Origin of the sequence: Rhizobium laguerreae (assembly GCF_019778565.1) — a bacterium.
Taxonomy (GTDB): Bacteria; Pseudomonadota; Alphaproteobacteria; order Rhizobiales; family Rhizobiaceae; genus Rhizobium; species Rhizobium laguerreae.
In genome coordinates, this window is sequence record NZ_JAAXQT010000002.1 from 45460 (window position 1) to 67903 (window position 22444).

Annotated in this window: 23 protein-coding genes; 12 read left to right on the forward strand and 11 right to left on the reverse strand. The window is 60.8% G+C overall.

Annotated features, from left to right (window positions below):
- Positions 1–2: 2 nt before the first annotated feature.
- Positions 3–713, forward strand: a complete 711-nt coding sequence (locus tag HFO71_RS07120) for an SDR family oxidoreductase (protein ID WP_130817941.1) — start codon at positions 3–5, stop codon at positions 711–713.
- Between the two features lie 15 nt (positions 714–728).
- Positions 729–1766, forward strand: coding sequence for a 4-hydroxyproline epimerase (locus HFO71_RS07125; RefSeq protein ID WP_221987740.1), 1038 nt, complete (start codon positions 729–731; stop codon positions 1764–1766).
- A 291-nt stretch (positions 1767–2057) separates the two neighbouring features.
- Here HFO71_RS07125 and HFO71_RS07130 read toward each other — a convergent pair whose 3' ends face one another.
- The gene (locus HFO71_RS07130; RefSeq protein ID WP_221987741.1) at positions 2058–2708 is read right to left on the reverse strand and encodes a TetR/AcrR family transcriptional regulator; all 651 of its coding nucleotides are present in this window, start codon (positions 2706–2708) and stop codon (positions 2058–2060) included.
- Between the two features lie 99 nt (positions 2709–2807).
- Here HFO71_RS07130 and HFO71_RS07135 point away from each other — a divergent pair, with 99 nt between their 5' ends.
- Entirely contained in the window at positions 2808–3548 is a 741-nt protein-coding gene (locus tag HFO71_RS07135; protein WP_221987743.1) for an SDR family NAD(P)-dependent oxidoreductase, read from the forward strand.
- A 169-nt stretch (positions 3549–3717) separates the two neighbouring features.
- On the opposite strand, the gene HFO71_RS07140 is transcribed toward HFO71_RS07135, so the two are convergent.
- From HFO71_RS07140 to HFO71_RS07150, 3 genes are read right to left on the reverse strand one after another with little or no spacing between them, the layout of a single operon-like run.
- Positions 3718–4077, reverse strand: a complete 360-nt coding sequence (locus tag HFO71_RS07140) for a TfoX/Sxy family protein (protein ID WP_221987745.1) — start codon at positions 4075–4077, stop codon at positions 3718–3720.
- Positions 4070–4432 (reverse strand): nuclear transport factor 2 family protein, encoded by a 363-nt coding sequence (locus HFO71_RS07145; protein ID WP_077977420.1) that lies wholly within the window; start codon positions 4430–4432, stop codon positions 4070–4072. The genes HFO71_RS07140 and HFO71_RS07145 overlap by 8 nt, the downstream gene beginning before the upstream one ends.
- Positions 4429–5010 carry a TetR/AcrR family transcriptional regulator gene (locus HFO71_RS07150; protein WP_077977421.1) on the reverse strand — a complete coding sequence of 194 codons (582 nt, stop codon included), beginning with the start codon at positions 5008–5010 and terminating at the stop codon, positions 4429–4431. The genes HFO71_RS07145 and HFO71_RS07150 overlap by 4 nt, the downstream gene beginning before the upstream one ends.
- Positions 5011–5423: 413 nt before the next feature.
- Here HFO71_RS07150 and HFO71_RS07155 point away from each other — a divergent pair, with 413 nt between their 5' ends.
- The 4 genes from HFO71_RS07155 (at position 5424) to HFO71_RS07170 (ending at position 9020) form a co-directional block, all read left to right on the forward strand.
- Positions 5424–6287: an alpha/beta fold hydrolase gene (locus tag HFO71_RS07155; protein ID WP_221967558.1), complete on the forward strand. Its 864-nt coding sequence runs from the start codon at positions 5424–5426 to the stop codon at positions 6285–6287.
- A gap of 33 nt (positions 6288–6320) precedes the next feature.
- Positions 6321–7325 (forward strand): NADP-dependent oxidoreductase, encoded by a 1005-nt coding sequence (locus HFO71_RS07160; RefSeq protein WP_221987746.1) that lies wholly within the window; start codon positions 6321–6323, stop codon positions 7323–7325.
- A gap of 175 nt (positions 7326–7500) precedes the next feature.
- The gene (locus HFO71_RS07165; protein WP_168256966.1) at positions 7501–7899 is read left to right on the forward strand and encodes a DUF2147 domain-containing protein; all 399 of its coding nucleotides are present in this window, start codon (positions 7501–7503) and stop codon (positions 7897–7899) included.
- Positions 7900–7925: 26 nt separating this feature from the next.
- Complete coding sequence (locus HFO71_RS07170; RefSeq protein ID WP_221987747.1) at positions 7926–9020, forward strand: alkene reductase; 1095 nt, start codon at positions 7926–7928, stop codon at positions 9018–9020.
- Between the two features lie 26 nt (positions 9021–9046).
- On the opposite strand, the gene HFO71_RS07175 is transcribed toward HFO71_RS07170, so the two are convergent.
- Positions 9047–9628 carry a TetR/AcrR family transcriptional regulator gene (locus HFO71_RS07175; protein ID WP_168257030.1) on the reverse strand — a complete coding sequence of 194 codons (582 nt, stop codon included), beginning with the start codon at positions 9626–9628 and terminating at the stop codon, positions 9047–9049.
- A gap of 182 nt (positions 9629–9810) precedes the next feature.
- Here HFO71_RS07175 and HFO71_RS07180 point away from each other — a divergent pair, with 182 nt between their 5' ends.
- Entirely contained in the window at positions 9811–10713 is a 903-nt protein-coding gene (locus tag HFO71_RS07180; protein WP_168257031.1) for an alpha/beta fold hydrolase, read from the forward strand.
- Between the two features lie 337 nt (positions 10714–11050).
- Here HFO71_RS07180 and HFO71_RS07185 read toward each other — a convergent pair whose 3' ends face one another.
- The 4 genes from HFO71_RS07185 to HFO71_RS07200 form a co-directional block, all read right to left on the reverse strand.
- Complete coding sequence (locus tag HFO71_RS07185) at positions 11051–12595, reverse strand: putative bifunctional diguanylate cyclase/phosphodiesterase (protein WP_168256968.1); 1545 nt, start codon at positions 12593–12595, stop codon at positions 11051–11053.
- A gap of 372 nt (positions 12596–12967) precedes the next feature.
- Positions 12968–14395: a hypothetical protein gene (locus tag HFO71_RS07190; protein ID WP_221987748.1), complete on the reverse strand. Its 1428-nt coding sequence runs from the start codon at positions 14393–14395 to the stop codon at positions 12968–12970.
- 116 nt (positions 14396–14511) lie between these two features.
- Positions 14512–15186 (reverse strand): hypothetical protein, encoded by a 675-nt coding sequence (locus tag HFO71_RS07195; protein ID WP_077977430.1) that lies wholly within the window; start codon positions 15184–15186, stop codon positions 14512–14514.
- Between the two features lie 385 nt (positions 15187–15571).
- Entirely contained in the window at positions 15572–17104 is a 1533-nt protein-coding gene (locus HFO71_RS07200; protein ID WP_221987749.1) for a winged helix-turn-helix domain-containing protein, read from the reverse strand.
- Between the two features lie 118 nt (positions 17105–17222).
- Here HFO71_RS07200 and HFO71_RS07205 point away from each other — a divergent pair, with 118 nt between their 5' ends.
- Positions 17223–17657, forward strand: a complete 435-nt coding sequence (locus HFO71_RS07205) for a cupin domain-containing protein (RefSeq protein WP_221956122.1) — start codon at positions 17223–17225, stop codon at positions 17655–17657.
- A gap of 20 nt (positions 17658–17677) precedes the next feature.
- Positions 17678–18160, forward strand: coding sequence for a RidA family protein (locus HFO71_RS07210; RefSeq protein ID WP_077977433.1), 483 nt, complete (start codon positions 17678–17680; stop codon positions 18158–18160).
- Positions 18161–18275: 115 nt separating this feature from the next.
- On the opposite strand, the gene HFO71_RS07215 is transcribed toward HFO71_RS07210, so the two are convergent.
- Together HFO71_RS07215 and HFO71_RS07220 are read right to left on the reverse strand one after the other, a co-directional pair.
- Positions 18276–18746, reverse strand: a complete 471-nt coding sequence (locus HFO71_RS07215) for an RbsD/FucU family protein (RefSeq protein ID WP_131663019.1) — start codon at positions 18744–18746, stop codon at positions 18276–18278.
- Positions 18730–19977, reverse strand: a complete 1248-nt coding sequence (locus tag HFO71_RS07220; RefSeq protein WP_077977435.1) for an ROK family transcriptional regulator — start codon at positions 19975–19977, stop codon at positions 18730–18732. Before HFO71_RS07220 ends, HFO71_RS07215 begins: the two co-directional genes overlap by 17 nt.
- A 225-nt stretch (positions 19978–20202) precedes the next feature.
- Here HFO71_RS07220 and HFO71_RS07225 point away from each other — a divergent pair, with 225 nt between their 5' ends.
- The gene (locus tag HFO71_RS07225; protein WP_020048287.1) at positions 20203–21222 is read left to right on the forward strand and encodes a sugar ABC transporter substrate-binding protein; all 1020 of its coding nucleotides are present in this window, start codon (positions 20203–20205) and stop codon (positions 21220–21222) included.
- Between the two features lie 155 nt (positions 21223–21377).
- On the forward strand, positions 21378–22442 hold the full coding sequence (locus tag HFO71_RS07230; protein WP_077977436.1) for an ABC transporter permease: 1065 nt from the start codon (positions 21378–21380) through the stop codon (positions 22440–22442).
- Positions 22443–22444: the final 2 nt, after the last annotated feature.

Consider the following 22444-nt stretch of genomic DNA (forward strand, 5'->3'; position numbering starts at 1 on the left):
CGATGTCCGAAACCACCAAACCCGTAGCGCTGATCACCGGCGGCGGCCGCGGCATGGGCGAGGCGATCGCCCGTGAGCTTTCCGCCCAGGGTTATCAGCTGGCACTGATGTCGCCGTCCGAAAGCTGTGAGAAGCTGGCGGCCGAACTTGGCGGCGTCGCCTCGCGCGGCGTGGCCGAAAAGGCCGAGGATCTGAAGGCGATCTTCGACCTGACGATGAAGACCTATGGCCGCATCGATGCCGTCGTCAACCTGAGCGGCCATCCGCCGAAGGGCGACCTGCTCGATATTTCGGACGAGAACTGGACGCTCGGTTCCGACATGATGATCCTGTCGCTGGTGCGCATGGCCCGCCTGGTCACACCGGTCATGCTGAAACAGGGCAAGGGCGCCTTCGTCAACATCACCACTTTCGCCGCCTACGAGCCGACGTTGGTCTTCCCGGTTTCCTGCACCTACCGCGCCGCTGCCGGCGCCTTCACCAAGCTCTATTCCGATCGTTATGCGGCCGACAATATCCGCATGAACTGCATCCTGCCGGGTTATATCGATAGCCTGAACCACAAGCCCGGGACCGCCGAGACGGTCCCGATGAAGCGCATCGGCCATGTGGAGGAGATCGCCAAGACCGCGGCCTTCTTGCTCTCCGATGGCGCCGGTTATATCACCGGCCAGAATATCCGCGTCGATGGCGGCGTCACCCGTCACGTCTGATCTGGAGTTTTCGATATGAGATGGAAGCGCACGATCCAGCTGCTGGATGTCCATGCCGAAGGCGAGATCGGCCGTGTGGCGATCGGCGGCGTGCCGAAGATCCCGGGCGATACCATCGCCGCCCAGCTGCACTGGCTGAACACCGATCCGAAGGGTGGCGAACTGCGCCGCTTCCTTTGCCTGGAGCCGCGCGGCGCGCCCATTGGCTCGGTCAACCTGCTGCTGCCGGCGCGGCACCCGGAGGCCGACGCCGCCTTCATCATCCTGCAGCCCGACCAGGCGCATGCGAGTTCGGGCTCAAACTCGATCTGCGTCACCACGGCGCTTCTCGAATCCGGCATCGTCGAGATGCAGGAGCCGGAGACGATCGTCACACTCGAAACCGCCGCCGGCCTCGTCAGGGCGACGGCAACCTGCCGCGACGGGCGCTGCGAAAAGGTCAGGCTGACCATGGTGCCCTCCTTCGTGCAGGAGCTCGATGTCGCGATCGACACGCCGCATTGGGGAAGGATCAAGGCCGATATCTGCTACGGCGGCATCTTCTATGCGTTGGTCGATGTCTGCCAGATCGGCCTGACGATCGAGAAGGCCAATGCCGCCGGCCTCGTCCAGGCCGGCATGATCCTCAAAGAGCTGATCAACCGCGACATCAAGGTCGTCCATCCCGAGATCCCGGCGATCTCGGGCGTCGCCTATGTGATGTTCCGCGATACCGAAGCCGATGGCACGGTGCGCACCTGCACCACCATGTGGCCGGGCCGGGCCGACCGTTCGCCCTGCGGCACCGGCAACTCCGCCAATCTCGCCACGCTTTATGCCCGCGGCAGGGCCAAGGTCGGCGACGTCTTCACCTCGAAATCGATCATCGGCTCCCAATTCGAAGTCGGCCTCCAGGCAGTGACCGAAGTGGCCGGCCGCCCCGCCGTCATCCCCACCATCACCGGCCGCGGCTTCACCTTCGGCCTGACCCAGGTAGCGCTCGACCCCTTTGACCCGCATCCGAACGGTTTTGCGCTGACGGACGTCTGGGGGCCATCGGCTGGGGAGATTTGATCGTTCAGGGTTGATGCCGGAAAGTGCGAGCGGTTTCCCGGACGGTTGGCGCGAATGGCTGCCCCTCACCCTAACCCTCTCCCCGTAAAAACGGGGAGAGGGGACGTGCCTTGCGAGAGGCGGGAGAGGAACCGAGAGAGTGCGGCATATGCCCTTCTCCCCGCGCGCGGGGAGAAGGTGGCGGCAGCCGGATCAGGGGCAGCAGCACGCTCCAGCGATCCTACGAAGCGTCCGCGACCGACTGACCAAAGGTGACGCATGAGCATCCGCGTAACGCTATTCGAAATGCGGTCAGCCTTGCCTGCGTTCAGCAGCCCCGGTTCGAGTGTCCCAACCCAGCATGGCCAGCTCGGCGACTTCCTCCAGTTCGCCGCGGGTCGCTCCGTCGCGGGCCAGGATCGACATGCCGTTCTGAACGGTCTGCACGAAGCGGGCAAGTGCGTGGACGTCGGTCGAGGCTGGAATTTCGCCTGCTGATATCGCCTGGTTCAGGCGCGCCTTCAGGCGGTCGAGCGTGATGGCGCGGGCAGTTCGCACGAGTTCGCCGAGGTCCGCGTGGCCCTCGCTGCCGACCGAGGAGAGCGTCACCATGCAGCCGCGGGGAATATCCGCGACACAGCCGGTCAGGGCAGCGGCCGAATCCATCAGCAACGACATCACCGCTTCACGCGCCGCGCCGGCGGAAAAGAACCCTGCCCAGACAAGCGCCTCGTTATTGTCGCGATAGTGGCGCAGCGCCTCGGCGTAGAGCGCCTCCTTCGAACCGAACGCCGCGTAAAGGCTCGGCGATCCGATCCCCATCGCCTCGGTGAGGTCGGCGATCGAGGTCGCCTCGAAGCCCTTGATCCAGAACAGCCGGGTCGCTTGCGCCAAGGCTGCTTCCCGGTCGAACGCCCGCGGCCGCCCGCGACTGCGGGCAGGGGTTTCATTGACGTTCGACATCTCATCCGAATTTTGCACCGATCATTATATAAACCCGTTGACACTCCATCGCAACGTGCCTAGCTATTTATGTGTCGATCACTACAGAAAGAGAAGATCATGACAGAACTGGCTGGAATGCGTGCCCTCGTCACAGGTGGCTCGCGTGGCATTGGCGCCGCCATCGCATTGGCGCTTGCCGACAAGGGGGCTGATGTCGCCATCACCTACGAGCGTTCGGCCGATCGCGCCGCCGAAGTCGTGAAGGCGATCGAGGGCAAGGGCCGCAAAGCGCTTGCCATCCAGGCCGACAGCGCCGATCCGGCGGCCGTGAAGCGCTCGGTCGACGAGGCGGCCCGGGCACTTGGCGGTCTCGACATTCTCGTCAACAATGCAGCAATCGCGCTTTACGGTGCGATCGCCGATGTCAGCGTCGAGCAGATCGACGCGCTGCTTGATGTCAATGTGCGGTCGCCTCTGCTCGCTTCGCAGGCCGCCATTCCCTATCTGCAGGCGGGAGGCCGCGTCATTACGATCGGCTCGGTCGGCGCCGAACGCATCGTCGGTGACACCGGCACGGTCTATTTCATGACAAAATCCGCGCTCCACTCATTTACCCGCGGCCTCGCGCGGGAACTCGGATCTCGCGATATCACCGTAAACCTGGTCCAGCCGGGTTCGACCGACACCGATATGAATCCCGCCAATGGCGACTTCGCCGACTTCCAGCGTGCCCTGATCCCACTTGGCCGTTACGGTACGCCGGAAGATGTGGCGGCGGCCGTGGCTTTCCTCGCAAGCCCTGCTGCAAGGCACATCACCGGAACCATCCTCACGGTGGATGGCGGCTTGAATACCTGAACCGGGACATGTTGCCGCGGGGCTGCGAAAAGACAGGGATCGACAGATATCGGTCCTTTTCTTTCGCGCAGGGGGCAGGGGTTGGGGGATATCGAGCCGTATCCGTGGTCTGGAGCAATCGACGAAGTGACGGACCCGCCAGCCCACGCACTAGCCGCACGGGGTGACGCTAGATCGTATCGGCGAGCCGGTGGCCGGGCGTGGCGGTTGCGTGCAATGCACGCTCCGCGTAGCTGTGCAGCAGCGCGGGATCATCGATCACATGTGCGGGAACGGCGTAGTAGCGGCGAACCGTGACCGTCCGGCCGGCAGCGCGGTAGCTGAACGGCTCGCAGCCATCTGCCTCGAACTCCGCGCCCATCGCTGCGTCGACGCGGAGATACAAAGTGCCCTTCATGACGAACCCGAACTGCGCGCCGTTTCGAACCAGGGCGGAGCCGCCGAAGAAGCGCCTGATATCGATGCATCCGGCTGGGGCAATCTGGCTCGCAAAGTCGAGCGCCACCTGGCGTGTCGCCTCGCTATTCATGGTGCTGCTCCGCCAGAGGATCGAAGAAGCCGGTGATCGCGCCGAGCCGGCCATCGGAAATCACCCCGAAGCTCGTGCCGGTCTGCAAGACCCTCTCGTCTTCCTGGCGCAGTGCCCAGCGCGCCAGCGAACGGTCATTATGGTGGAGGACGCTCAATATCTTGAACCAGCCTCCCGGCATGCTCTCCTTGAAGCCGGCCATGTAAGCCGAGAGACCGGCGCGCCCGGCGATCGTTCCATTCGGGTCGCAATAGGTCACATCGTCAGCGAGGCAAGCCAGCATTTCCGGCTCGCGAGCGGAAGCATCCAGCGACCAGATGGCTGCATATCGATTCCAGAGGGCCTCAGGTGTCATAACATCGTCTCCAATTGATTGAATTCGTCTTCTATCGCCTGCCGCAGCCCGGCCTTGTCGTCACCGCCGCGAATGAGCACGAGAAGACCCTGATAGAAGGCCAGAAGGCGGGTGGCTGTTCTGTCCGCCTTGGCGCCATCGGCGTCCCGAACGAAGGTCGATGCCTCGGTCAGCCTTGAGCGGAATGTGGTGCGAAGGAGGCCGAGCGCCGCCTCGACACGGGGGTGCGGATCGGCACCACCGCCGAATTCCACCGCCATATTGGTGATCAGGCAGCCGAGCGAGCCATCGTCGGGCTCATGCAGGAGCGAAAGGAACAATTCGCGCAAGCCTTTAAGCCCGCTTCCCGGCGGCGCAAACCGCTCGATCCGTCCCTCCAGCACCGTGCAGTTGTAATGCCCGAACGCCGCGTCGAAGAGGCCGGCCTTGTCGCCGAAAGCGTGATAGATGCTTCCGCCTTTGAGCCCGGTCGCCTCCTCGAGATCCCGGATCGACGCCCCTTGATAGCCGTGCTTGCGAAAGATGTGCATCGCCCCCTTCAGCACCGCCTCCTCATCGAATTCCCGCGTTCGGCCCATTGTCGCCCCGATTCTTTATCAATTGTTCTAGAATGGCTGCTCAAGAATGGAAATGCAACGGTCTCGGTGACTTTCGGCGAAAAATCTCGGCCCGGTCGAGTTCGGTCATCGCCGGCGAGCGCGGGATCGGCATGTAGCGAGGAGCGACTCGGGGGCTCATGACGAAGTTTGAAGTGAGAATAGACCATCCCGACCGTGGTGATCTTTGCACCCTTCCTGGCTCGAGCGATCCGCGTACCAGCCTGCGGGAGATGGTGTTTGATTCGGCTGAGAAAAATTCCGCTTGACAACTTTGATGACAGGTATCATTAATCATCTTATGATGACGGTTGTCATTAAAGGTAGAGCGACCGAAGCTGCGTGCTTTCCTCTGACCCAACCCTGCCGGTTGGGGCCGGATATTGGAGTAAACGATGAACACTTCTGTAAGATATCTTCGGTCTGCGACGTGTTATGCCGAGGCGCCAAATCTCTGGATCAATGTTGGGGAAACCCCTTTTGCCTATCGCGACCTTGGCCCCCAGGGTGGCGTGCCGATCATTCTTCTCAACCATTGGGGCGCGGTGTTGGACAATTTCGATCCCCGCATTGTCGATGGTCTCGCCACCAGGCATCACGTAATCGCCACCAATTACAGAGGTATCGGCGCCTCAGGCGGTACGGCCCCTCTGACCATCGACGAGATGGCACGCGACACGATCGCGTTGATCCGAACGCTTGGGTTCAAAAAAGTCGATCTGCTTGGATTTTCTCTCGGGGGATTTGTCGCGCAGGACATCACGCTGAAAGCCCCCGATCTCGTGCGCAAACTTATTTTAGCCGGTACCGGTCCCGCCGGAGGCCGGGGCATCGAGAAGGTGGGAGCGATATCCTGGCCACTCATTATCAAAGGTCTGCTGACGTTGCGCGATCCAAAAACCTATCTGTTCTTCACGTCCACCGCCAATGGTCGCCAAGCCGCGAAAGCCTTTCTGGATCGGCTGAAAGAGCGGAAGGCGGGAAGGGACAAGGGGCCAACTCCAAGGGCTTTCCTGCACCAACTCCAGGCGATCAAAGCCTGGGGGCGGCAGGCGCCTCAGGATCTCGGCCGTATCACTATTCCGGTCCTGATCGCCAATGGCGACGATGACATCATGGTTCCGACCGTCAACAGCGCCGATATGGCCCAGCGCATCCCCGGAGCGGAGCTGGTTGTCTACAAGGACGCCGGGCATGGCGGGATTTTGCAGAACTACGCCGATTTCGTGCCGAAGGCTTTGTCCTTCCTTGGCGCCTGATACCACAATAGACTTTGAATTGGAGAAAGCCTCGTGAGGGCATTCGTCGTTGATAAGTACAAGAAGAAGGGCGCTTTGCGTCTGGCCAACCTGCCCGAACCGGAATTGCAGGACAATGATGTCCTGGTCCGGATTCAGGCCACGGCCGTAAACCTCCTGGACTCCAAGGTCCGGGATGGAGAGTTCAAGCTTATCCTTCCCTATCGCCCACCCTTCGTCCTGGGGCACGACGTTGCCGGAACGGTCGTCAAAGCCGGATCCGGGGTCAGGCGGTTCAAGGTGGGGGATCAGGTCTATGCACGGCCGCGCGATCATCGGGTCGGTACCTTCGCCGAATTCATCGCCGTCGATGAAGCCGACGTGGCGCTGAAGCCGAACAACCTCAGCATGACGGAAGCGGCGTCCATCCCGTTGGTGGGGCTGACCGCGTGGCAGGCGCTGGTCGAGGTGGGCAAGGTGAAACCCGGCGAGAAGGTCTTCATCCAGGCCGGTTCCGGCGGGGTCGGGACTTTCGCCATTCAGCTCGGCAAGCATCTCGGCGCGACCGTCGCGACGACGACGAGCGCTGGCAATGCCGAGCTGGCCAGAAGCCTCGGGGCGGATGTGGTGATCGATTACAAGACACAGGATTTCGAGAAGGTCTTGTCGGGTTACGATCTCGTGCTGAACAGCCAGGATCCAAAGACGCTCGAAAAATCCCTGGCTGTGCTGAAGCCGGGCGGCCAGCTCATTTCCATTTCCGGTCCGCCCGATCCCGCTTTCGCCGGGAAGCTCGGCCTGAACCTGTTTCTGAAACTGGTGCTGCGCCTGCTGAGCCGAGGAGTCCGAAAAAAAGCCAAGCGTCTCGGCATTCGCTACTCGTTCCTGTTCATGCGCGCCGAAGGGCAGCAATTGGGTCAAATCACCTCGCTGATCGAATCGGGCGCGATCCGCCCGGTCGTCGACAAGGTGTTCCCGTTTGAGAAGACCGGGGATGCGCTGGCCTATGTCGAGACCGGGCGCGCGAAGGGCAAGGTGGTCATCACGGTCGCAGACTAGAACCCTTGGAGAGCTCAGCGGCTCACCGGATTTTCATGACCTCTGCGACGCTGGCCCTTCCCAGCCGACTTTACGCCTCCAGCAACATACGCGTTTAACGCAATTCAAGGAGCTGACAGCATTGCATATATTAAGAAGGTCCACCGTTTTCGCACTCACCGCCGTTGCGGCCCTCATGTCATCGGCGGCATGGGCTGACAATACCTCGCCTGTTGGCTTGTGGCGGAATGTCGATGACATCAGCGGCAAGCCGAGGGCCTTGATCCGAATTACCGAGTCAAATGGCACCTTGCAGGGCAGGATCGAAAAAGTCTTTCTCGCCGCGAACGAAAGCCCGACCTGCGCGAAATGCGAAGGCGCGCTCAAGAACACGCCGGTCGTTGGCTTGGTCATCCTGAGCGGCCTGAAGAAGGACGGCAACGAATATACCGGTGGCCAGATTCTCGATCCGGACAATGGCAAGGTCTACAGCAGCAAGATTTCCGTCACCAACGGCGGCACGAAGCTCAACGTGCGCGGCTTTATCGGCGTGTCGTTGCTCGGACGTTCACAGGTCTGGGAACGTCAACAATAATTTCTAACTCTTTGTGAAAGTGACACATGACCAACAAGACACTCTTTGGGCCCTCTGTACTCGGCTCCCTCACGCTCTCCAACCGCATCGTCATGGCGCCATTGACTCGCAACAGAGCAGGCGCCGGATTTGTGCCGGGGGATCTCATTGCCGAATATTATGCGCAGCGGGCCTCGGCAGGACTGATCATCTCGGAGGCGACCCAGATTTCGCAGCAGGGTCAAGGCTATCAGGACACGCCCGGCATCTACACAGAGGCGCAGATCGACGGCTGGCGTAAGGTGACCGACGCGGTGCATGCCAAGTGCGGCCACATCTTCCTGCAGCTCTGGCATGTCGGCCGGGTATCGCATGTCGACCTGCAGCCGGATGGGCAGCCCCCGGTGGCGCCTTCCGCCATCAGGGCCGAAACCAAGACGTTTGTAAACAACGCCTTCGTGGATGTGTCGGCGCCTCGGGCGCTCGAACCGGGCGAGATCCCCGGCATTATCAAGGATTTCCGTGGCGCCGCCGCCAATGCGATCGCCGCCGGTTTCGATGGCGTCGAAGTTCACGGCGCCAATGGCTACCTGCTCGACCAGTTCGCCAGGGATGGATCGAACACCCGCGTCGACGCTTATGGCGGCTCGATCGAAAACCGCGCCCGGCTGACGCTGGAGGTGACGGCCGCGGTCATCGAGGAAGTTGGAGCGCAGCGAACCGGCGTTCGGATTTCGCCGGTGTCGCCGGCCAACGGGATCTCCGCAACCGATCCGCAGGCGCAGTTCAACTACATCGTCGAGCAGCTCGACGAGATGGGCATTGCTTACCTCCATGTCGTCGAAGGCGCGACGGGCGGGCCGCGCGACGTTGCCCCCTTCGACTATGAGGCGCTTCGCCGCAGGTTCAAGAACACTTACATCGCCAACAACGGCTACGATCTGGAACTCGCGACGGCAAGGCTGGAGCAGGGACTGGCGGATTTGTTCGCCTTTGGCAGGCCGTTCATTGCCAACCCGGATTTTGTCGAACGCCTGAAGGCCGGTGCACCGCTGGCCAATCTCGATATGGCGACACTCTATGGCGGAGGTGCTGCGGGCTACACCGACTATCCCACCATGGCCGCGCCGGTCGACGCCTGACTGCATGGGGCCGCGCATGCGCGGCCCTATTGGTTGCGCGCGTGATTTCCGATGGCATCACGGCAGTCGGCCCGGCAGGCATCCAGGATTTCATCCGCCAGGGTAGAATTGTCCGGGCAGGCTCTCGAAAGGACGATGGCGCCCACGGCCTGAGCAAGGAGGCTGATGGTCAGCGCGCGAGATCCGGCGCCGGAGGCGTGATCGCGCGCCATGTCGCCCTCGAACGTGCTGAGCAGGTTTTCGATTCCTGCGGCAAAAGCCGATCTCGTCTCATCCGGCAGCCGTGCTGCTTCGCAACTCAGTGCCGCAGCGGGGCACCCATGACCGCGCGCATCCCGGTGCTCGCGCGAGATATAGGCTTCGATGGCGGCAAGCGCATCATATCCTGCGTAGCGTTCCGCGGTCTCGCCGAAACCCCTGGCGGTCGCCGCTGCGATCAGCTCCTCCTTGGATCGGAAGTGGTTGTAGAAGCCGCCATGAGTGAGCCCGGCACGCTCCATCAGTTCCGCCACCGCCACGCCATCGAACCCGCGCTCGCGAAACAGCTCGGAAGCGATGGTGATAATCCGCGTGTAGTTTTCCTGCTTTTTTTCCTTGGTGATCCGCACTTCGCAGCCCTTTCGACGGCCATGCCCAACTATGATGTCGTGCGTCATTATAGCTTGACTTATTGATGACGTATATCATTAATAATGTCAACCAGTATAAGGATTACATCAGGGCAAGACGGACCTCACGGCATCCAACCCGCTGTAGAGGCGTCACAATCGTCGCGACACTGGAGCGAAGTATGTTTGAGGGTTTTGAAAGCGGCCGGATTGCCGTCGATAGCGTGGAGATCGCTTATGTCGCCGCGGGTGCGGGGGAGCCGCTGCTGATGCTGCATGGATTTCCGCAGACCAAGGCACTTTGGGCACGGATCGCACCAGAGCTGGTCGCGCTCGGCTATCGGGTGATCTGTGCAGATTTGCGCGGCTATGGCGCCTCCGACAAACCACCGGCTGGCGCTGATCTGACCAATTACAGCTTCCGCGCCATGGCAGCCGATCAACTCGGTTTGATGAAAGCGCTTGGACACGAGAGGTTTCACCTCGCGGGTCACGACCGCGGCGCCCGGGTGGCGCACAGGCTGGCTCTCGACCATCCTGCTGTTGTGGCGAGCGTCACTCTGATGGACATCGTGCCGACGGCGGTGATGCTGGGCGACCTGCGCCGCGAGGTCGCTCAAAGCTACTGGCACTGGTTCTTCCTCGCTCAACCCGCGCCCTTCCCGGAGCGAATGATCGAAGCCAATCCCGATCTCTTTTATGAAACCTGCCTGTTTGGATGGGGCGCGGCAGGCCCGCAGGATTTCGACGCCGAACAGCTCGCGGCCTATCGGGCTTCATGGCATGATGCCAAGGCGATTGCCGGCGGCTGCAACGATTACCGTGCGGCGCTGGCCGTCGATCTCGCCGACGATCTGGCGGAGCAAGGGAGACGTATATCGGCGCCTGCGCTGATCCTGTACGGCGCCGCCGGCGCGATGGCCAAACTCTATGATCTTCCAGCCACCTGGGCGGATCGCGGCACCACCATGGACGCTTGCGCTGTACCAGGCGGGCATTTTTTCCCGGACTCCGCGCCGGTCGAGGTTACAGAACAAGTGGCTGCGTTTCTTGGGCGTCATCCTTTTACCCCTGTGTCGGAGTAAAGTCCGGATGATTGCTCCGGCGCGCCGTCACGCTGTAAAACTTTGGACTGCTGCCCCGAGCGGCTCTCCGAGCGCCTGCGATATCACGCTCCAGTGGAACGGCCGGTCGGCCAGGGTGGACAGGGCTTGCTCGACAACGGCGACGTATCGTCAGGGATTGCGCCGTCGCGTCAATCAATGACACGCCCAACCCATTTGCCGACGGCGTCAGATCCTATGCGCTCGATGCCGACAAAGCCAAGCAGCTCCGGACGAAAAGTGAGGCATTGATAAGCGTAACTTGAAGTCGGTAAGCTCGTGTCGGCTTTGGTTCAGAGCCGACATACCGCCGCCCCCATCAATCGCGTTGCAAAATTCTGGCGCCGACCTGGCCTGTGGCAAGCTTCTCGGCCGGCGCTGGCCTGCCAAGCAGATAACCTTGGCCGATGTCGCAACCCAGCTCCTGAAGCCGCCGAAGCTGGCTCTCCTCTTCGATACCCTCCGCGGTTATCGTCACGCCAAGTCCCACACCGAGAGCGATGATCGCCTTGATCACCTTGTCTTGCTTATCGTCGGTTTCGAATGAAGAGACGAAACTCCTGTCAATCTTGATCTTGTCGAACCGGTAGTTGGATAGTTGTGAGAGGCTGGAATAACCTGTTCCAAAGTCGTCGAGAGCAATCCCGACCCCGGCATTCACCAGATCATCGAGGACGATTCGTGCCGTAACGGCGTCCTGGATGATGGCGCTCTCCGTCACTTCCAGCTCGACCCGGTGCGCGGGCAGACCGACATCGCCCAATATCTTGAGAATTCTGAGCCCCAGTAACCGATCGCTCAGCTGGATCGGAGAAAGGTTGAATGACAGGACGAGCTCACTTGGCCAGGAAAGCGCATCGGTGCAGGCGTGGCGAAGCAGTTGGTCGGTCAATTCGACGATCAGACCGGCTTCCTCCGCCACCGGAATAAAGTCGTTCGGTGGGATGAATTCGCCGGAGGCCGTCTTCCAGCGTGCCAGCGCCTCGAAGCCGATAATCCTGTTCGTTTTCAGGTCCACGAGCGGTTGATAGTAGGGAACGATTTCAGCCTTCTTGATGGCTGCTCTCAGATCAGCTTCCATCCGAATCCGCTTCGCCAACTCGTCCTGCATCGAAGGCACGAAGGGCTTCACCAGATTGCGCCCCTGCTTTTTGGCGACATACATCGCACAGTCGGAGTGTCGAATGACCTGACTGAGGTCATCGCCGTTCTCCGGAAAAAGCGCGAAGCCGACACTGGCGCCGAGGTCAACGGCGACACCATTGAATGTGAACGGCTTGCCGATCACGGTCACTATGCGGTTCGCCAACGCGGCAAGATCGGGATTTCCGGTTCGCCGCGCCAGAACAACGAATTCGTCTCCACCAAGGCGGAAAACGTATTCGCGGGGAAAGAGGGAAGAGAGCCGCTGAGCAACAGTCTTCAGCACCGCATCACCGTGATCGTGCCCCAGGAGGTCATTGACCTTCTTGAAGCCGTCGAGATCGATGCTGAACACGGCGTAGGTTTCTTCCCTTTGATCGGTCATCGCCTGCGCGCATACGGAATCCAGAAACCTGCGGTTAGGCAGTTCGGTCAGCGTGTCGTGACAGGCAATCCAGTCTACGTTCTTTTCGGCCTGCAGCCGGCGGTTGACCTCCCTCGAAAGATCCCGGATTCTCAGCGCGGAATAAATGAGCCCGAGAAACCCGGAGATATTGAGGGCGAGGAGCGCGTGGTCCAGCGGATAGTCATGATGCTTCTCGATGAACCGATCCAGCCCTTCATGCCATTGGAGGAACCAAGATAGGCAGAAGAGAACCAGGAAGACCGCGAGCCAGGCAACGATCTCCATCTGCGGTCTGGTTGGTCGGATGCGAGGCATATGAACAGGCTCCTGTTGTGTGAAGAGCCGTCATGGCCAGTTTGGTACACTCGTATCACCGAATGCCGACGACGGATGGCGCAACTTCGCGGCATCGGCGGTCACGCCGTGATCGAAGACCGCCTCAATTCATTCGGGCGGAATAAGAGGGCCGGTATCGCAGTGGCTGATGAAGCCGCGCAGCACCGACAAATCCCAAAGATCATCTGTTCGCTTGATAGGTTAATGGTGGGTTGCCTTTACGAAGGCACGGGAGTTTCGCTGCGCACAATGGATATCTTTGCCGTAAATCGGATGAGGATTCGGTCCCATGGTTTCTACCGTTCGCCGAATAAGACAGGAGCGCCCTAAAGATGGACCGGATTATCAAGGCTAATTCGATTGGCGGAGCGAGATGAGTTGGGCGTTTGCCTCACCCAGGACGCCATTCGTCATTCGCAGGTAGAGTGCTGTGCCGGTCTGTTCGAAGAGCGGCTTGACGCCTTCAGCCAAATTGACCGCCTCTTCCAACATGGCGATCCTCTCGTTTTTCGTAACCGAAGCAAGCTCTGCCTTTGCATAGTGCTGCAGGGTCAGCGCAAGTTTCATATTCATATAGGCGGTAGCGTCTTGCGAATTCAGCTTTTCCGTTATCACGTATGCGTCGCGGTGAAGTTTCAACGCTTTTTGAAATCCTGCTTCCTCTCGGTTCAGTTCGGCCAATAGCAGCGTGTCATCGCCAAGATTCGCCATGTTTTCCCAGCTCGGGCCGTCCTTGTCCAATTTCCTGGCTATTTCGAAGGTCAGACTATTGAATTTTACGGCCTTTTCAGCGTCGGCACGCTGCTGGCTATCCGATGCGATACGTCCATATGCTGCGCCAACCGTGCTATAGATGTATCGCAACGCACGTTCATCGGTGCTGTTTTCATATTTGCCCAGCCACTCCTCCAACGGCTTCACGCCACGCCTGGCGTGAGCGCTTCCGTTTCCTGGATTGAGTTCATTGGCATAACCCAGCGTTGCGGAAAAATCCTGAGCAAAATCAAGCTCCTTGCTCTTGCTTGGATCTTTGATCGCCCTGTATTCGCGTTCCAACAGTTCTGCAGAACGCAACAGCAAGGCCTCATCGGATTTCCAGCGCCCAAGCTCTTCCAGCGCCTTGGGCATTCCGCTTGGTACGAAGCTATCGCAGTCGCTCCGACCGGCAATTGGGCACAGGGCCAGCAGAGCTTCACCGGCTTCAGCTTTCATGGCGGAGCGAAATAGGAAGGGCGGATTATAACCAGCAAAGGCGCCGCTTGCATCGTTTGCGATCCAAAGGCTATCGAGAGCGGAGAAGGCCTCTTTTGCAGCATCCGGCGCAGCAGCATCCAGTGCGGCTCTCAGCATCGAAATCGCCAGGACAACGCGCTTGTTCCGATCGATTTCGTTGTCGGAAAGGGAATAAGTATATTCCTCGTCTCCGTCGCCAAGCATCGTGGCCAGCCAGATACGCTTTTGGCTTATCTCAACCGCGCTGCCCGTTGAAATGTCGTCGCATGCGTCCAGAAGCTCTTCTGCGGCCTCCGCATTGGATTTTGTCATTTCCCGTAGTTCGATGCAGAGGTCGGCATCTCCGGCATAGGAGAATTTATCCAGCAAGGGCGTCGCTATATGCACCTCGCGTCCCGAAGCATCCTTGTAGATCCTGGAAGGCGGCGTTTCGCTCGCCTGTGGGATGCCGTCTGGCTTGATTGGGGTAGACAATCGAGTTTCTGTCGTCAGCGCCATGTAGGCGGCGGCAACGAGCACGCAAGCAATCAGCAGGCGCACCTTCATTTGATTTTCTCAAACCAGTTCGACGCAGAGAAATGATCGATCAATCGACGCTCCCGGTTCCACATGTTTTACGGCGTTGAGCCGCTTCGCCAGGGTAGGGCGCATCCCGGAGCCGATCAACCCGCCAGCATGGTGTCCGCCAGGCTGTAGCAGTGGCTCGCCTGATAGGCGTTCCGACCTCGGTTCATGTGCGTCACATTGAAAGTCCGGATGGCGCGCAAGATGCGGCGCTCCGCCAGGAATTTGCGGATCGAGGCGGAGCCCTGCACAGTGATGCCAAAAATGTCCTCGCCGCGCGGAAAAAAGTAACCGACGTCTTGGGGCGTCACGACACAGTCCTCGAGAAAAGCCTCGTCCACATCGCCCTGCGCCGGTGAATGATCCGTGGTGAAGTCAGAAAGATGCACCAGGAATCGTGCACGCAGACCCTCGCCGTCGGCGTAGAGCGTGAAAAGCTCCATCCAGCTCGCATTAACGCGGATGAGCGGCTTGTCGGAAGTCGAGGGCAGGCACGAAACCGACCAGTAGTGCCGCTCGGTCTTGCGCGGGATGGGGATGCAGGTTTGTCCGTATGCCCCGAGAATTTGCAGAAGGTCTTGCGCCTGCGGGCGACGAAGCAGCTTCTCGAACCGTGCGACGTACTTGAACCGCTGTTCCAGGGACTCCACGCGCTCTTCGGCGTCGATCAACTCCGCCTTGCCTTCTATCCAATCCCGCTGCTGCTCAGGATCCAGAAATTTGCGCAGACCGGTGGTGCTGCGACGAGGAGTTGCGCTCATGTCAGGTGCCATGTGATCCGTGTCCTCATCGCTTCACCGGCTAATCCCGCACGTGCCCATGCAGCCGCTCGACGTCCGCTCCTGGTGTTGAGGTGCCGTTCGCAGCACTTGGCTTAACGAGCGATTTGGCGGCCTGGCCGACAGGACGCCAACGCACCGACCGCACCATAACATCTATCGAACCAGTGGCGAAAGTCGCCTGGGCGTCCGCCCCCTTGGGTAGATCATACTCTTGCGCAGGATGATATTGGCATAGAACCTGGGCCGCCGGTCTGGATTACCGCATAGGCGGTCTTCACCGGCTGCCAATCCCGGCCGACGAGCGGCAGGCCTCCTTATGGCTAGGCCTCAGGCTGCTTCGGCGCCGATCCTGAACGGGTTTTGCCAATCGGTCGTTTTAAAGTTCCGCCTCCCGCAACAGGTCGTTCAGGCGGGTGGCCCATTTCTTGTTGTCATCCCTGAACGGACCAAGCGCATCGCCGGCGGATTCGGAAAGGTCGCTGGCAGCCGCAGCAAAGCGGCGGGCCTGTTCACGATGTCCCGCGGCCATATGGCAGCACGCCTGAATGCGCAGAAGCGCCGGCCAGTCAGGCCGCGCCTTTAGCGCCGTACGTCCCGTTTCGAGTGCGCCCTCGACGTCGCCCGAAAAGAACAGTGCAAGCATCAGAAGGCTGAACCAAACCCCATTCTGCGGGTCATGGGGGTTAAGTTCGAGGCCGCGAGCCAGGGGCTGCCGCGCGCCGGCCGCATCCCCCGAAAAGAGACGGGCCATGCCGAAGACGAGATACCCCAAGGCGAAACTCGAACCGAGTTCGATGGACCGTTCCGCTGCGAGGATCGCCTGGTCAGCCCTGCCTGTGTAGGCCGACACAATCGCCAGCGCATAGTGCGAGTACGGGTTCCGCGCATCGAGATAGATCGCCCGAAGGGCCGCATCCAATCCTTCCTTCCCGTCCGCGGCGGGGTTATCAGTCCAGCCGTAGCCAATGAGGCCCGCATTGACCCGCGCCCGCCAGATCTGCGCCTCTGGAAGCATGGGATCGAGCTCCGCAGCCTGGCGGAAGAATCGCCGTGCGACAAGGTGGGTGGGCTGGGTGACCTTGTGGAAATTGAATGTACCTTGCCTTACAAGGTTCCAGGCAGTGATGTTGCCGGTGTGCGGAGCCATCGGAAGCCCATGACGCAACAGCAGCTCAGGCTCCACCGCCGCTGCGATCCGCTCGGCGATGGCGTCTTGCACTGCAAATACCTCGGCCACCTGAAGATCGTAATGTTCGGACCAGACGGTGGCGCCTTTCACTGCGTCGGCGAGGTGCACCGATATCCGGATCTGATCGCGGGTATTCCGGATAGCTCCATCCACCAGAAAATCGACGCCAAGTTCGCGCGCGATAGATTGCGGATCCCTTGAGCCAGCCTTCCTTGTGAAACTCGCCCCACGTGAGGCGACGCGGAACCATCTGAACCGAACGAGCGCCATGATCAGGTCGTCGGTGATACCGTCGGCCAGATACTGTCTTTCAGCATCACCGCCGAGATTTTCGAATGGCAGTACCGCAATCGCCGGCATCGAACTGGTCTGCGCGTGCCATCCGCTTTCGGCTGCGTCGGTCCGGCTCTCCACCGGACCGGAAAATCTGTATCCGACCCGCGGGACCGTGACGATCCATTCGCAGCCGTCTGATGCAGGGCCGAGCAGCTTGCGAAGGGCGGCAATCTGAACGGAAAGATTGCTTTCCTCAACAGTCAATCCCGGCCAAACCGCATCCATCAGGGCCGACTTGGAGACGACACCTCCCTGTGCCGAAAGCAGAGCGGCAAGCAGGGAAGCACCTCGGGCGCCGATAGCGACAGGCCTATTGTCGCGAAACAGGCATCCGTTCTCGGCAATGAACTCGAAGTGGCCGAAGGCAAGGTGCTGGGTGTTCATGGCCGGGAATGATACGCCGATTTCGCAACTTTTCGGAATTTTTCGGCCCCGCTTCAGGACTTGCGCCGGCCGAGCGCGCAGAGTCTGCTCCAGTGCAGCGGCTGAAGTGGTGAGAGCGATGAAGAACGAAGCAACGCAACCGAAATATCCTCATGGATTAACCGCGAAAGTCGTACGCGGGAGCGGCAGCCATGTCGCCGAGCAAGGGTCGGTCTATCGCTCGGGCGTCTCGGCACAAAGCGTCGGATCAAGCATGCTGTGGCTGGGGATGATTTCGCTACCGGCAGGCAGACGAACCAAGGCCCATCGCCATGAGGGACACGAGACGGCCCTTCTGATGACTGCGGGCCAAGAAATCGAGATCTGGTCGGGGCCGGAGCTCGAGCGGTGCGAATTGGTCCACGCCGGTGACTATCTGTTCATTCCGGCCGGCGTTCCCCACGTGGCCGTCAATCGCAGCACCGAAAGCGCCGAGTTCCTCGGTGCCCGCAACGACCCCGCAGCCAACGAGAGCGTCGTTCTGATGCCGGAGCTCGACAACATCGTACCTTAATCACACCGGGGAGCTGCACCATGGCCATCATCGAACAACGTCTGGCCGAAATGGGTCTGGAATTGCCCGAACCTTTGAAGGTTCGCGAGGGGCTGCATATGCCCTTCGCCTGGGTTCGGGTGCGCGGCACCCGCGCTTACATCTCGGGTCACGTCGCGTGCAACCGCGATGGGACATTGGCAGACCCCCTTGGCAAGGTCGGAGCGGAGGTTTCGCCAGAGCAGGGTTACGCGTCAGCCCGGCTCGTTGCCCTGGCCCATCTCGCCAGTCTCAAACGTGCTGTCGGAGACCTTGATCGGGTCACGGCTTGGCTGCGCGTCTTCGCCATGGTGAATGTTGCTCCGGGTTTCAATGAGACGCCGCTGGTCACAAACGGCTATTCCGATCTGATACTGGAGCTGTACGGCCCCAGCGTTGGCGCCCACGCCCGCTCGTCCATCGGCATGGCCATCCCTTTAAATGCGCCCGTAAACTGTGAAGCGGAAGTCGAAATAGACGGGTGACCCGCCGGAACAGGATGATTTAGGTCAGTTTGGCCTAAAATCTGAATCCTGTTCTACGTCAGATCGTCTGAGCATGATGTCGCCCGATAACCGCTCACACTTTCGGCATCATGCTCTAGTAAACGAAGGGATCAACCTCGGCCTGCGCCCCCGCCTCCTTCGGATAGATCACACCCTTGCGCAGGATGATATTGGCATAGAGCCTGGGCTCGCCGGTCTGGATCACCGCATGGGCGGCCCGCACCCTTCCGTAGAAATCCTGGCCGATCAGCGGCACCACCTGCCGGTGCGGCTCGTGGCGCGCGCAGCAATCGATCATCTCCTCATGCACGGGGTCGAGCTTGTCGCGCTCGGCCTTGACGGTCGAACGGAAGATCGCTTCCGCCACGAAATCGTCGATCGGCAGCACGCTGAGCACGGCGTTGAGAACCGGGATGAGGCGGTGGCCGTCGAGCCGGATCAGCCGGCGGGCATGTTCGACGCCCGGATAATTGCCGTCGACGATGGCGATCTCGTCGCCGTGGCCCATGGCGCGAAGCGTCAAAAGCAGCTCCGGGCTCAACAGCGGATCAAGTCCTTTCAGCATGGTCTACCTCCTTGAAGAGTACGTTCTGGTCGGTGAGGTAACGCGCGAAGATCGGCAGGCTGGCGCCGCCGATGGCGCGCGCCTGGGCGCCGACAGCGCCCTCGATGATTTCAGGCATGACGACGCCCTGCAGGTCGAGCTTGGCGGCTTCGTCGATCGTGGCCTGCACCACCCGGCTGCGCACCCAATCGGGAAAGCCGCCGTCGATCACGGCCGCGCTGAAATCGACGATCGAGGCGGCGGCAACGATCGCCTGCGCCAGCGCTTTGGCGCTGTCCTGGATCCAGGCTTCCATCGGCTCGCCGAAATCCACCCAGCCGTCGGCTGAATACCAGAGCGGCTCGGGATCGATGCCGCGCTCGCGCAGCATGTTTTCGAGCACGAAGATCGAGGCGATTTCGAGCAGCTGCATCGTCTCGCCGTTCTTGCCGCGCACCGGCAGCGGCCCGATCGCGCCCGCCGTGCCGGTGCGGCCGGAAAAGATTGCCGAATTCAGGACGATGCCGCCGCCGATGAAGGAGCCGATGAAGAAATAGACGAAATCCGGATAGGACGGTCCCACGCCGAAGACCAGCTCGGCGCCGCAGGCGCTGGTCGCATCGTTCTGCATGAAGACCGGATGGGAGACGCGGGAGGCGATGTCGGCCTGCAGGTCGATCTCCCGCCAGACCTCCATGGCGCCGGCCGGCGCCCCCACCTCTTCGGCCCAGTTCCAGAGCTCGAAAGGCGCGGCGATGCCGAGGCCGGCAATACGGCTGCGCTGCTTGTCGTCGAGCCGTTCTTCGAGTTCGCGGATGCCCGAGGTGACGAAGGCGAGGATTTCATCCGGCAACGGATAGGCATAGGTCTTATGCAGCTGCATGCGGATGCGGCCGACGAAATCCATCAGCACAAGATCGGCGCTGCGCCGGCCCATCTTCAAGCCGAAGGAATAGACGGCGTCGGGATTGAGATGCATCGGGATCGACGGCTGGCCGACACGGCCGCGCACCGGATCCCCGCGCGACAGCAGCCCTTCCTTTTCCAACACCCGCATGATGACGGAGACGGTCTGCGCCGACAGCCCGCTGCGGCGCGCGATATCGGCCTTCGACAGCGCGCCGTAGAGACGCACCAGCGACAGCACGAGCCGTTCGTTATAGGCTCGTACCCTGACCTGGTTTGCACCGCCGGCCGGATTCAGAATTGGTGGCGGGACCGGTGTGTTTGCCGGTCCATCCAAGGACGACATGGCCGCTCCTCCCGATTGTTGGCCTATGCCCTAATTCGATGGAGCATGCCACATCGAATTAATAATTCAATTGGATTTATTTATTGACAAGGCGATTTCTTTTCGCTCTTAATTGCCGTCGTCAAGGGCACGGGACCGCTGGGGGCATTGCGATCCACGGCGAAGTGTCGTTCTGTAAATTCCGGCCCCGCACGGGCGGCGCCGGCAAACTCTGGGAGGAGTTCCATGAAGAAATCTGTTCTCGCTTTCGGCGCGCTCGCGCTTGGTGTCACCTTTTCCGCTCCTGTCATGGCGGCTGACGTTGCTGCCTGCCTCATCACCAAGACCGACACCAACCCCTTCTTCGTCAAGATGAAGGAAGGTGCGACGGCTAAGGCCAAGGAACTCGGTGTCTCGCTGAAGTCCTATGCCGGCAAGGTCGACGGTGACAGCGAAAGCCAGGTGGCCGCGATCGAAAGCTGCATTGCCGACGGCGCAAAGGGCATCCTGATTGCTGCTTCCGACACCAAGGGCATCGTGTCTTCGGTCAAGAAGGCCCGTGATGCCGGCCTGCTGGTCATCGCTCTCGACACGCCGCTTGAGCCGGCCGATGCCGCCGACGCCACCTTCGCCACCGACAACCTGCTCGCTGGCAAGCTGATCGGCCAGTGGGCCAAGGAAACGATGGGCGACAAGGCCAAGGATGCCAAGGTCGGCTTCCTCGACCTGACCCCGTCACAGCCGACGGTCGACGTTCTGCGCGACCAGGGCTTCATGATGGGCTTCGGCATCGATCCGAAGGACCCGAACAAGATCGGCGACGAGGACGATGCTCGCGTCGTCGGTCATGACGTGACCAACGGCAATGAAGAAGGCGGCCGCAAGGCCATGGAAAACCTTCTCCAGAAGGATCCGAGCATCAACGTCATCCACACGATCAACGAGCCGGCCGCGGTCGGCGCCTATCAGGCGCTGAAGGCCGTCGGCATGGAAAAGAACGTGCTGATCGTCTCGGTCGACGGCGGTTGCCCGGGTGTGAAGTCGGTCAAGGAAGGCGTCATCGGCGCCACCTCGCAGCAATATCCGCTGATGATGGCAGCCCTTGGCGTCGAAGCGATCAAGAAGTTCGCTGACAACGGTGAAAAGCCGAAGCCGACCGAAGGCAAGTCCTTCTACGACACCGGCGTCTCGCTCGTCACCGACAAGCCGGTTTCCGGCGTCAAGTCGATCGACACCAAGGAAGGCACCGACAAGTGCTGGGGCTGAGCCCTGATTGTTGAAAGCAGACCGGCCGGGGCTTGATCCCCGGCCGTTTTCGACGGACGATGTGCCGTCGCCTCACGAACCGGCTCAGCAAAGACCGGATGGATATCGGTGACGGCCCCCGCGTGAGTTCGGCGCGCGGTTGCGGAGGAGGAACCATGACCGGAACACAGGAATTTGAACGCGTCCTCGACGACAGCGACAAGAGCGTCGCCTCCTTCGAGCACGAGAATATCTCGCTGATCAAGCGCGCGCAGCATTTTCTCCACTCGACACCGGCCGCCGTGCCGCTGATCGTGCTGGTGCTGGCGATCATCATCTTCGGGCTCACCATCGGCGAACGGTTCTTCTCGTCCTACACGCTGACGCTGATCCTGCAGCAGATCGCCATCGTCGGTATTCTCGGCGCCGCCCAGACGCTGGTCATCCTGACCGCCGGCATCGATCTTTCGATCGGCGTCATCATGGTGATCTCGGCGGTTATCATGGGCAATGTCGCCATCACTTACGGCATACCGACGCCGATTGCAGTGGTCGCCGGGCTTGTCGTCGGCGGCCTTTGCGGATTGCTGAACGGCTTCCTCGTCGCCTATATGAAACTGCCGCCCTTCATCGTCACGCTCGGCACGTGGAACATCGTCATGGCGACGAATTTCATCTATTCCGCCAATGAGACGATCCGCGATACCGACGTCGACGAAAAGGCGCCGCTGCTGCATCTTTTCGCCGTGAGCTTCAAGCTCGGCAGCGCCGTGCTGACCCTCGGCGTCATCGCCATGGTGCTGCTCGTCTTGGTGCTCTGGTATGTCCTCAATCACACCGCCTGGGGCCGGCATGTCTATGCCGTCGGCGACGATCCGGAGGCAGCCAAGCTCTCCGGCATTCAGACGAAGAAGGTGCTGCTCACCGTTTACGCCATATCAGGCGTCATTGCCGGCTTGGCCGCCTGGGTCTCGATCGGCCGCAACGGCTCGATCTCGCCGTCCTCGGCGGTGACCGATTTTAACCTCCAGGCGATCACCGCGACTGTGATCGGCGGCATCTCGCTGTTCGGCGGCCGCGGTTCCATTCTCGGCACGCTCTTCGGTGCCATGATCGTCGGCGTCGTCTCGATGGGCCTCAACATGCTCGGCGCCGACCCGCAATGGAAAGTCCTTTTGACAGGCGTGCTGATCATCGCCGCCGTCGCCATCGATCAGTGGATCAGAAAGGTTTCGGTGTAATC

Bases quoted from the DNA above. Each gene is read 5' to 3' on its own strand.
- HFO71_RS07120 (WP_130817941.1), top strand. From the start codon at position 3: ATGTCCGAAACCACCAAACCCGTAGCGCTGATCACCGGCGGCGGCCGC.
- HFO71_RS07125 (WP_221987740.1), top strand. From the start codon at position 729: ATGAGATGGAAGCGCACGATCCAGCTGCTGGATGTCCATGCCGAAGGC.
- HFO71_RS07130 (WP_221987741.1), bottom strand. From the start codon at position 2,708: ATGTCGAACGTCAATGAAACCCCTGCCCGCAGTCGCGGGCGGCCGCGG.
- HFO71_RS07135 (WP_221987743.1), top strand. From the start codon at position 2,808: ATGACAGAACTGGCTGGAATGCGTGCCCTCGTCACAGGTGGCTCGCGT.
- HFO71_RS07140 (WP_221987745.1), bottom strand. From the start codon at position 4,077: ATGAATAGCGAGGCGACACGCCAGGTGGCGCTCGACTTTGCGAGCCAG.
- HFO71_RS07145 (WP_077977420.1), bottom strand. From the start codon at position 4,432: ATGACACCTGAGGCCCTCTGGAATCGATATGCAGCCATCTGGTCGCTG.
- HFO71_RS07150 (WP_077977421.1), bottom strand. From the start codon at position 5,010: ATGGGCCGAACGCGGGAATTCGATGAGGAGGCGGTGCTGAAGGGGGCG.
- HFO71_RS07155 (WP_221967558.1), top strand. From the start codon at position 5,424: ATGAACACTTCTGTAAGATATCTTCGGTCTGCGACGTGTTATGCCGAG.
- HFO71_RS07165 (WP_168256966.1), top strand. From the start codon at position 7,501: ATGTCATCGGCGGCATGGGCTGACAATACCTCGCCTGTTGGCTTGTGG.
- HFO71_RS07170 (WP_221987747.1), top strand. From the start codon at position 7,926: ATGACCAACAAGACACTCTTTGGGCCCTCTGTACTCGGCTCCCTCACG.
- HFO71_RS07180 (WP_168257031.1), top strand. From the start codon at position 9,811: ATGTTTGAGGGTTTTGAAAGCGGCCGGATTGCCGTCGATAGCGTGGAG.
- HFO71_RS07185 (WP_168256968.1), bottom strand. From the start codon at position 12,595: ATGCCTCGCATCCGACCAACCAGACCGCAGATGGAGATCGTTGCCTGG.
- HFO71_RS07190 (WP_221987748.1), bottom strand. From the start codon at position 14,395: ATGAAGGTGCGCCTGCTGATTGCTTGCGTGCTCGTTGCCGCCGCCTAC.
- HFO71_RS07195 (WP_077977430.1), bottom strand. From the start codon at position 15,186: ATGGCACCTGACATGAGCGCAACTCCTCGTCGCAGCACCACCGGTCTG.
- HFO71_RS07200 (WP_221987749.1), bottom strand. From the start codon at position 17,104: ATGAACACCCAGCACCTTGCCTTCGGCCACTTCGAGTTCATTGCCGAG.
- HFO71_RS07205 (WP_221956122.1), top strand. From the start codon at position 17,223: ATGAAGAACGAAGCAACGCAACCGAAATATCCTCATGGATTAACCGCG.
- HFO71_RS07210 (WP_077977433.1), top strand. From the start codon at position 17,678: ATGGCCATCATCGAACAACGTCTGGCCGAAATGGGTCTGGAATTGCCC.
- HFO71_RS07215 (WP_131663019.1), bottom strand. From the start codon at position 18,746: ATGCTGAAAGGACTTGATCCGCTGTTGAGCCCGGAGCTGCTTTTGACG.
- HFO71_RS07220 (WP_077977435.1), bottom strand. From the start codon at position 19,977: ATGTCGTCCTTGGATGGACCGGCAAACACACCGGTCCCGCCACCAATT.
- HFO71_RS07225 (WP_020048287.1), top strand. From the start codon at position 20,203: ATGAAGAAATCTGTTCTCGCTTTCGGCGCGCTCGCGCTTGGTGTCACC.
- HFO71_RS07230 (WP_077977436.1), top strand. From the start codon at position 21,378: ATGACCGGAACACAGGAATTTGAACGCGTCCTCGACGACAGCGACAAG.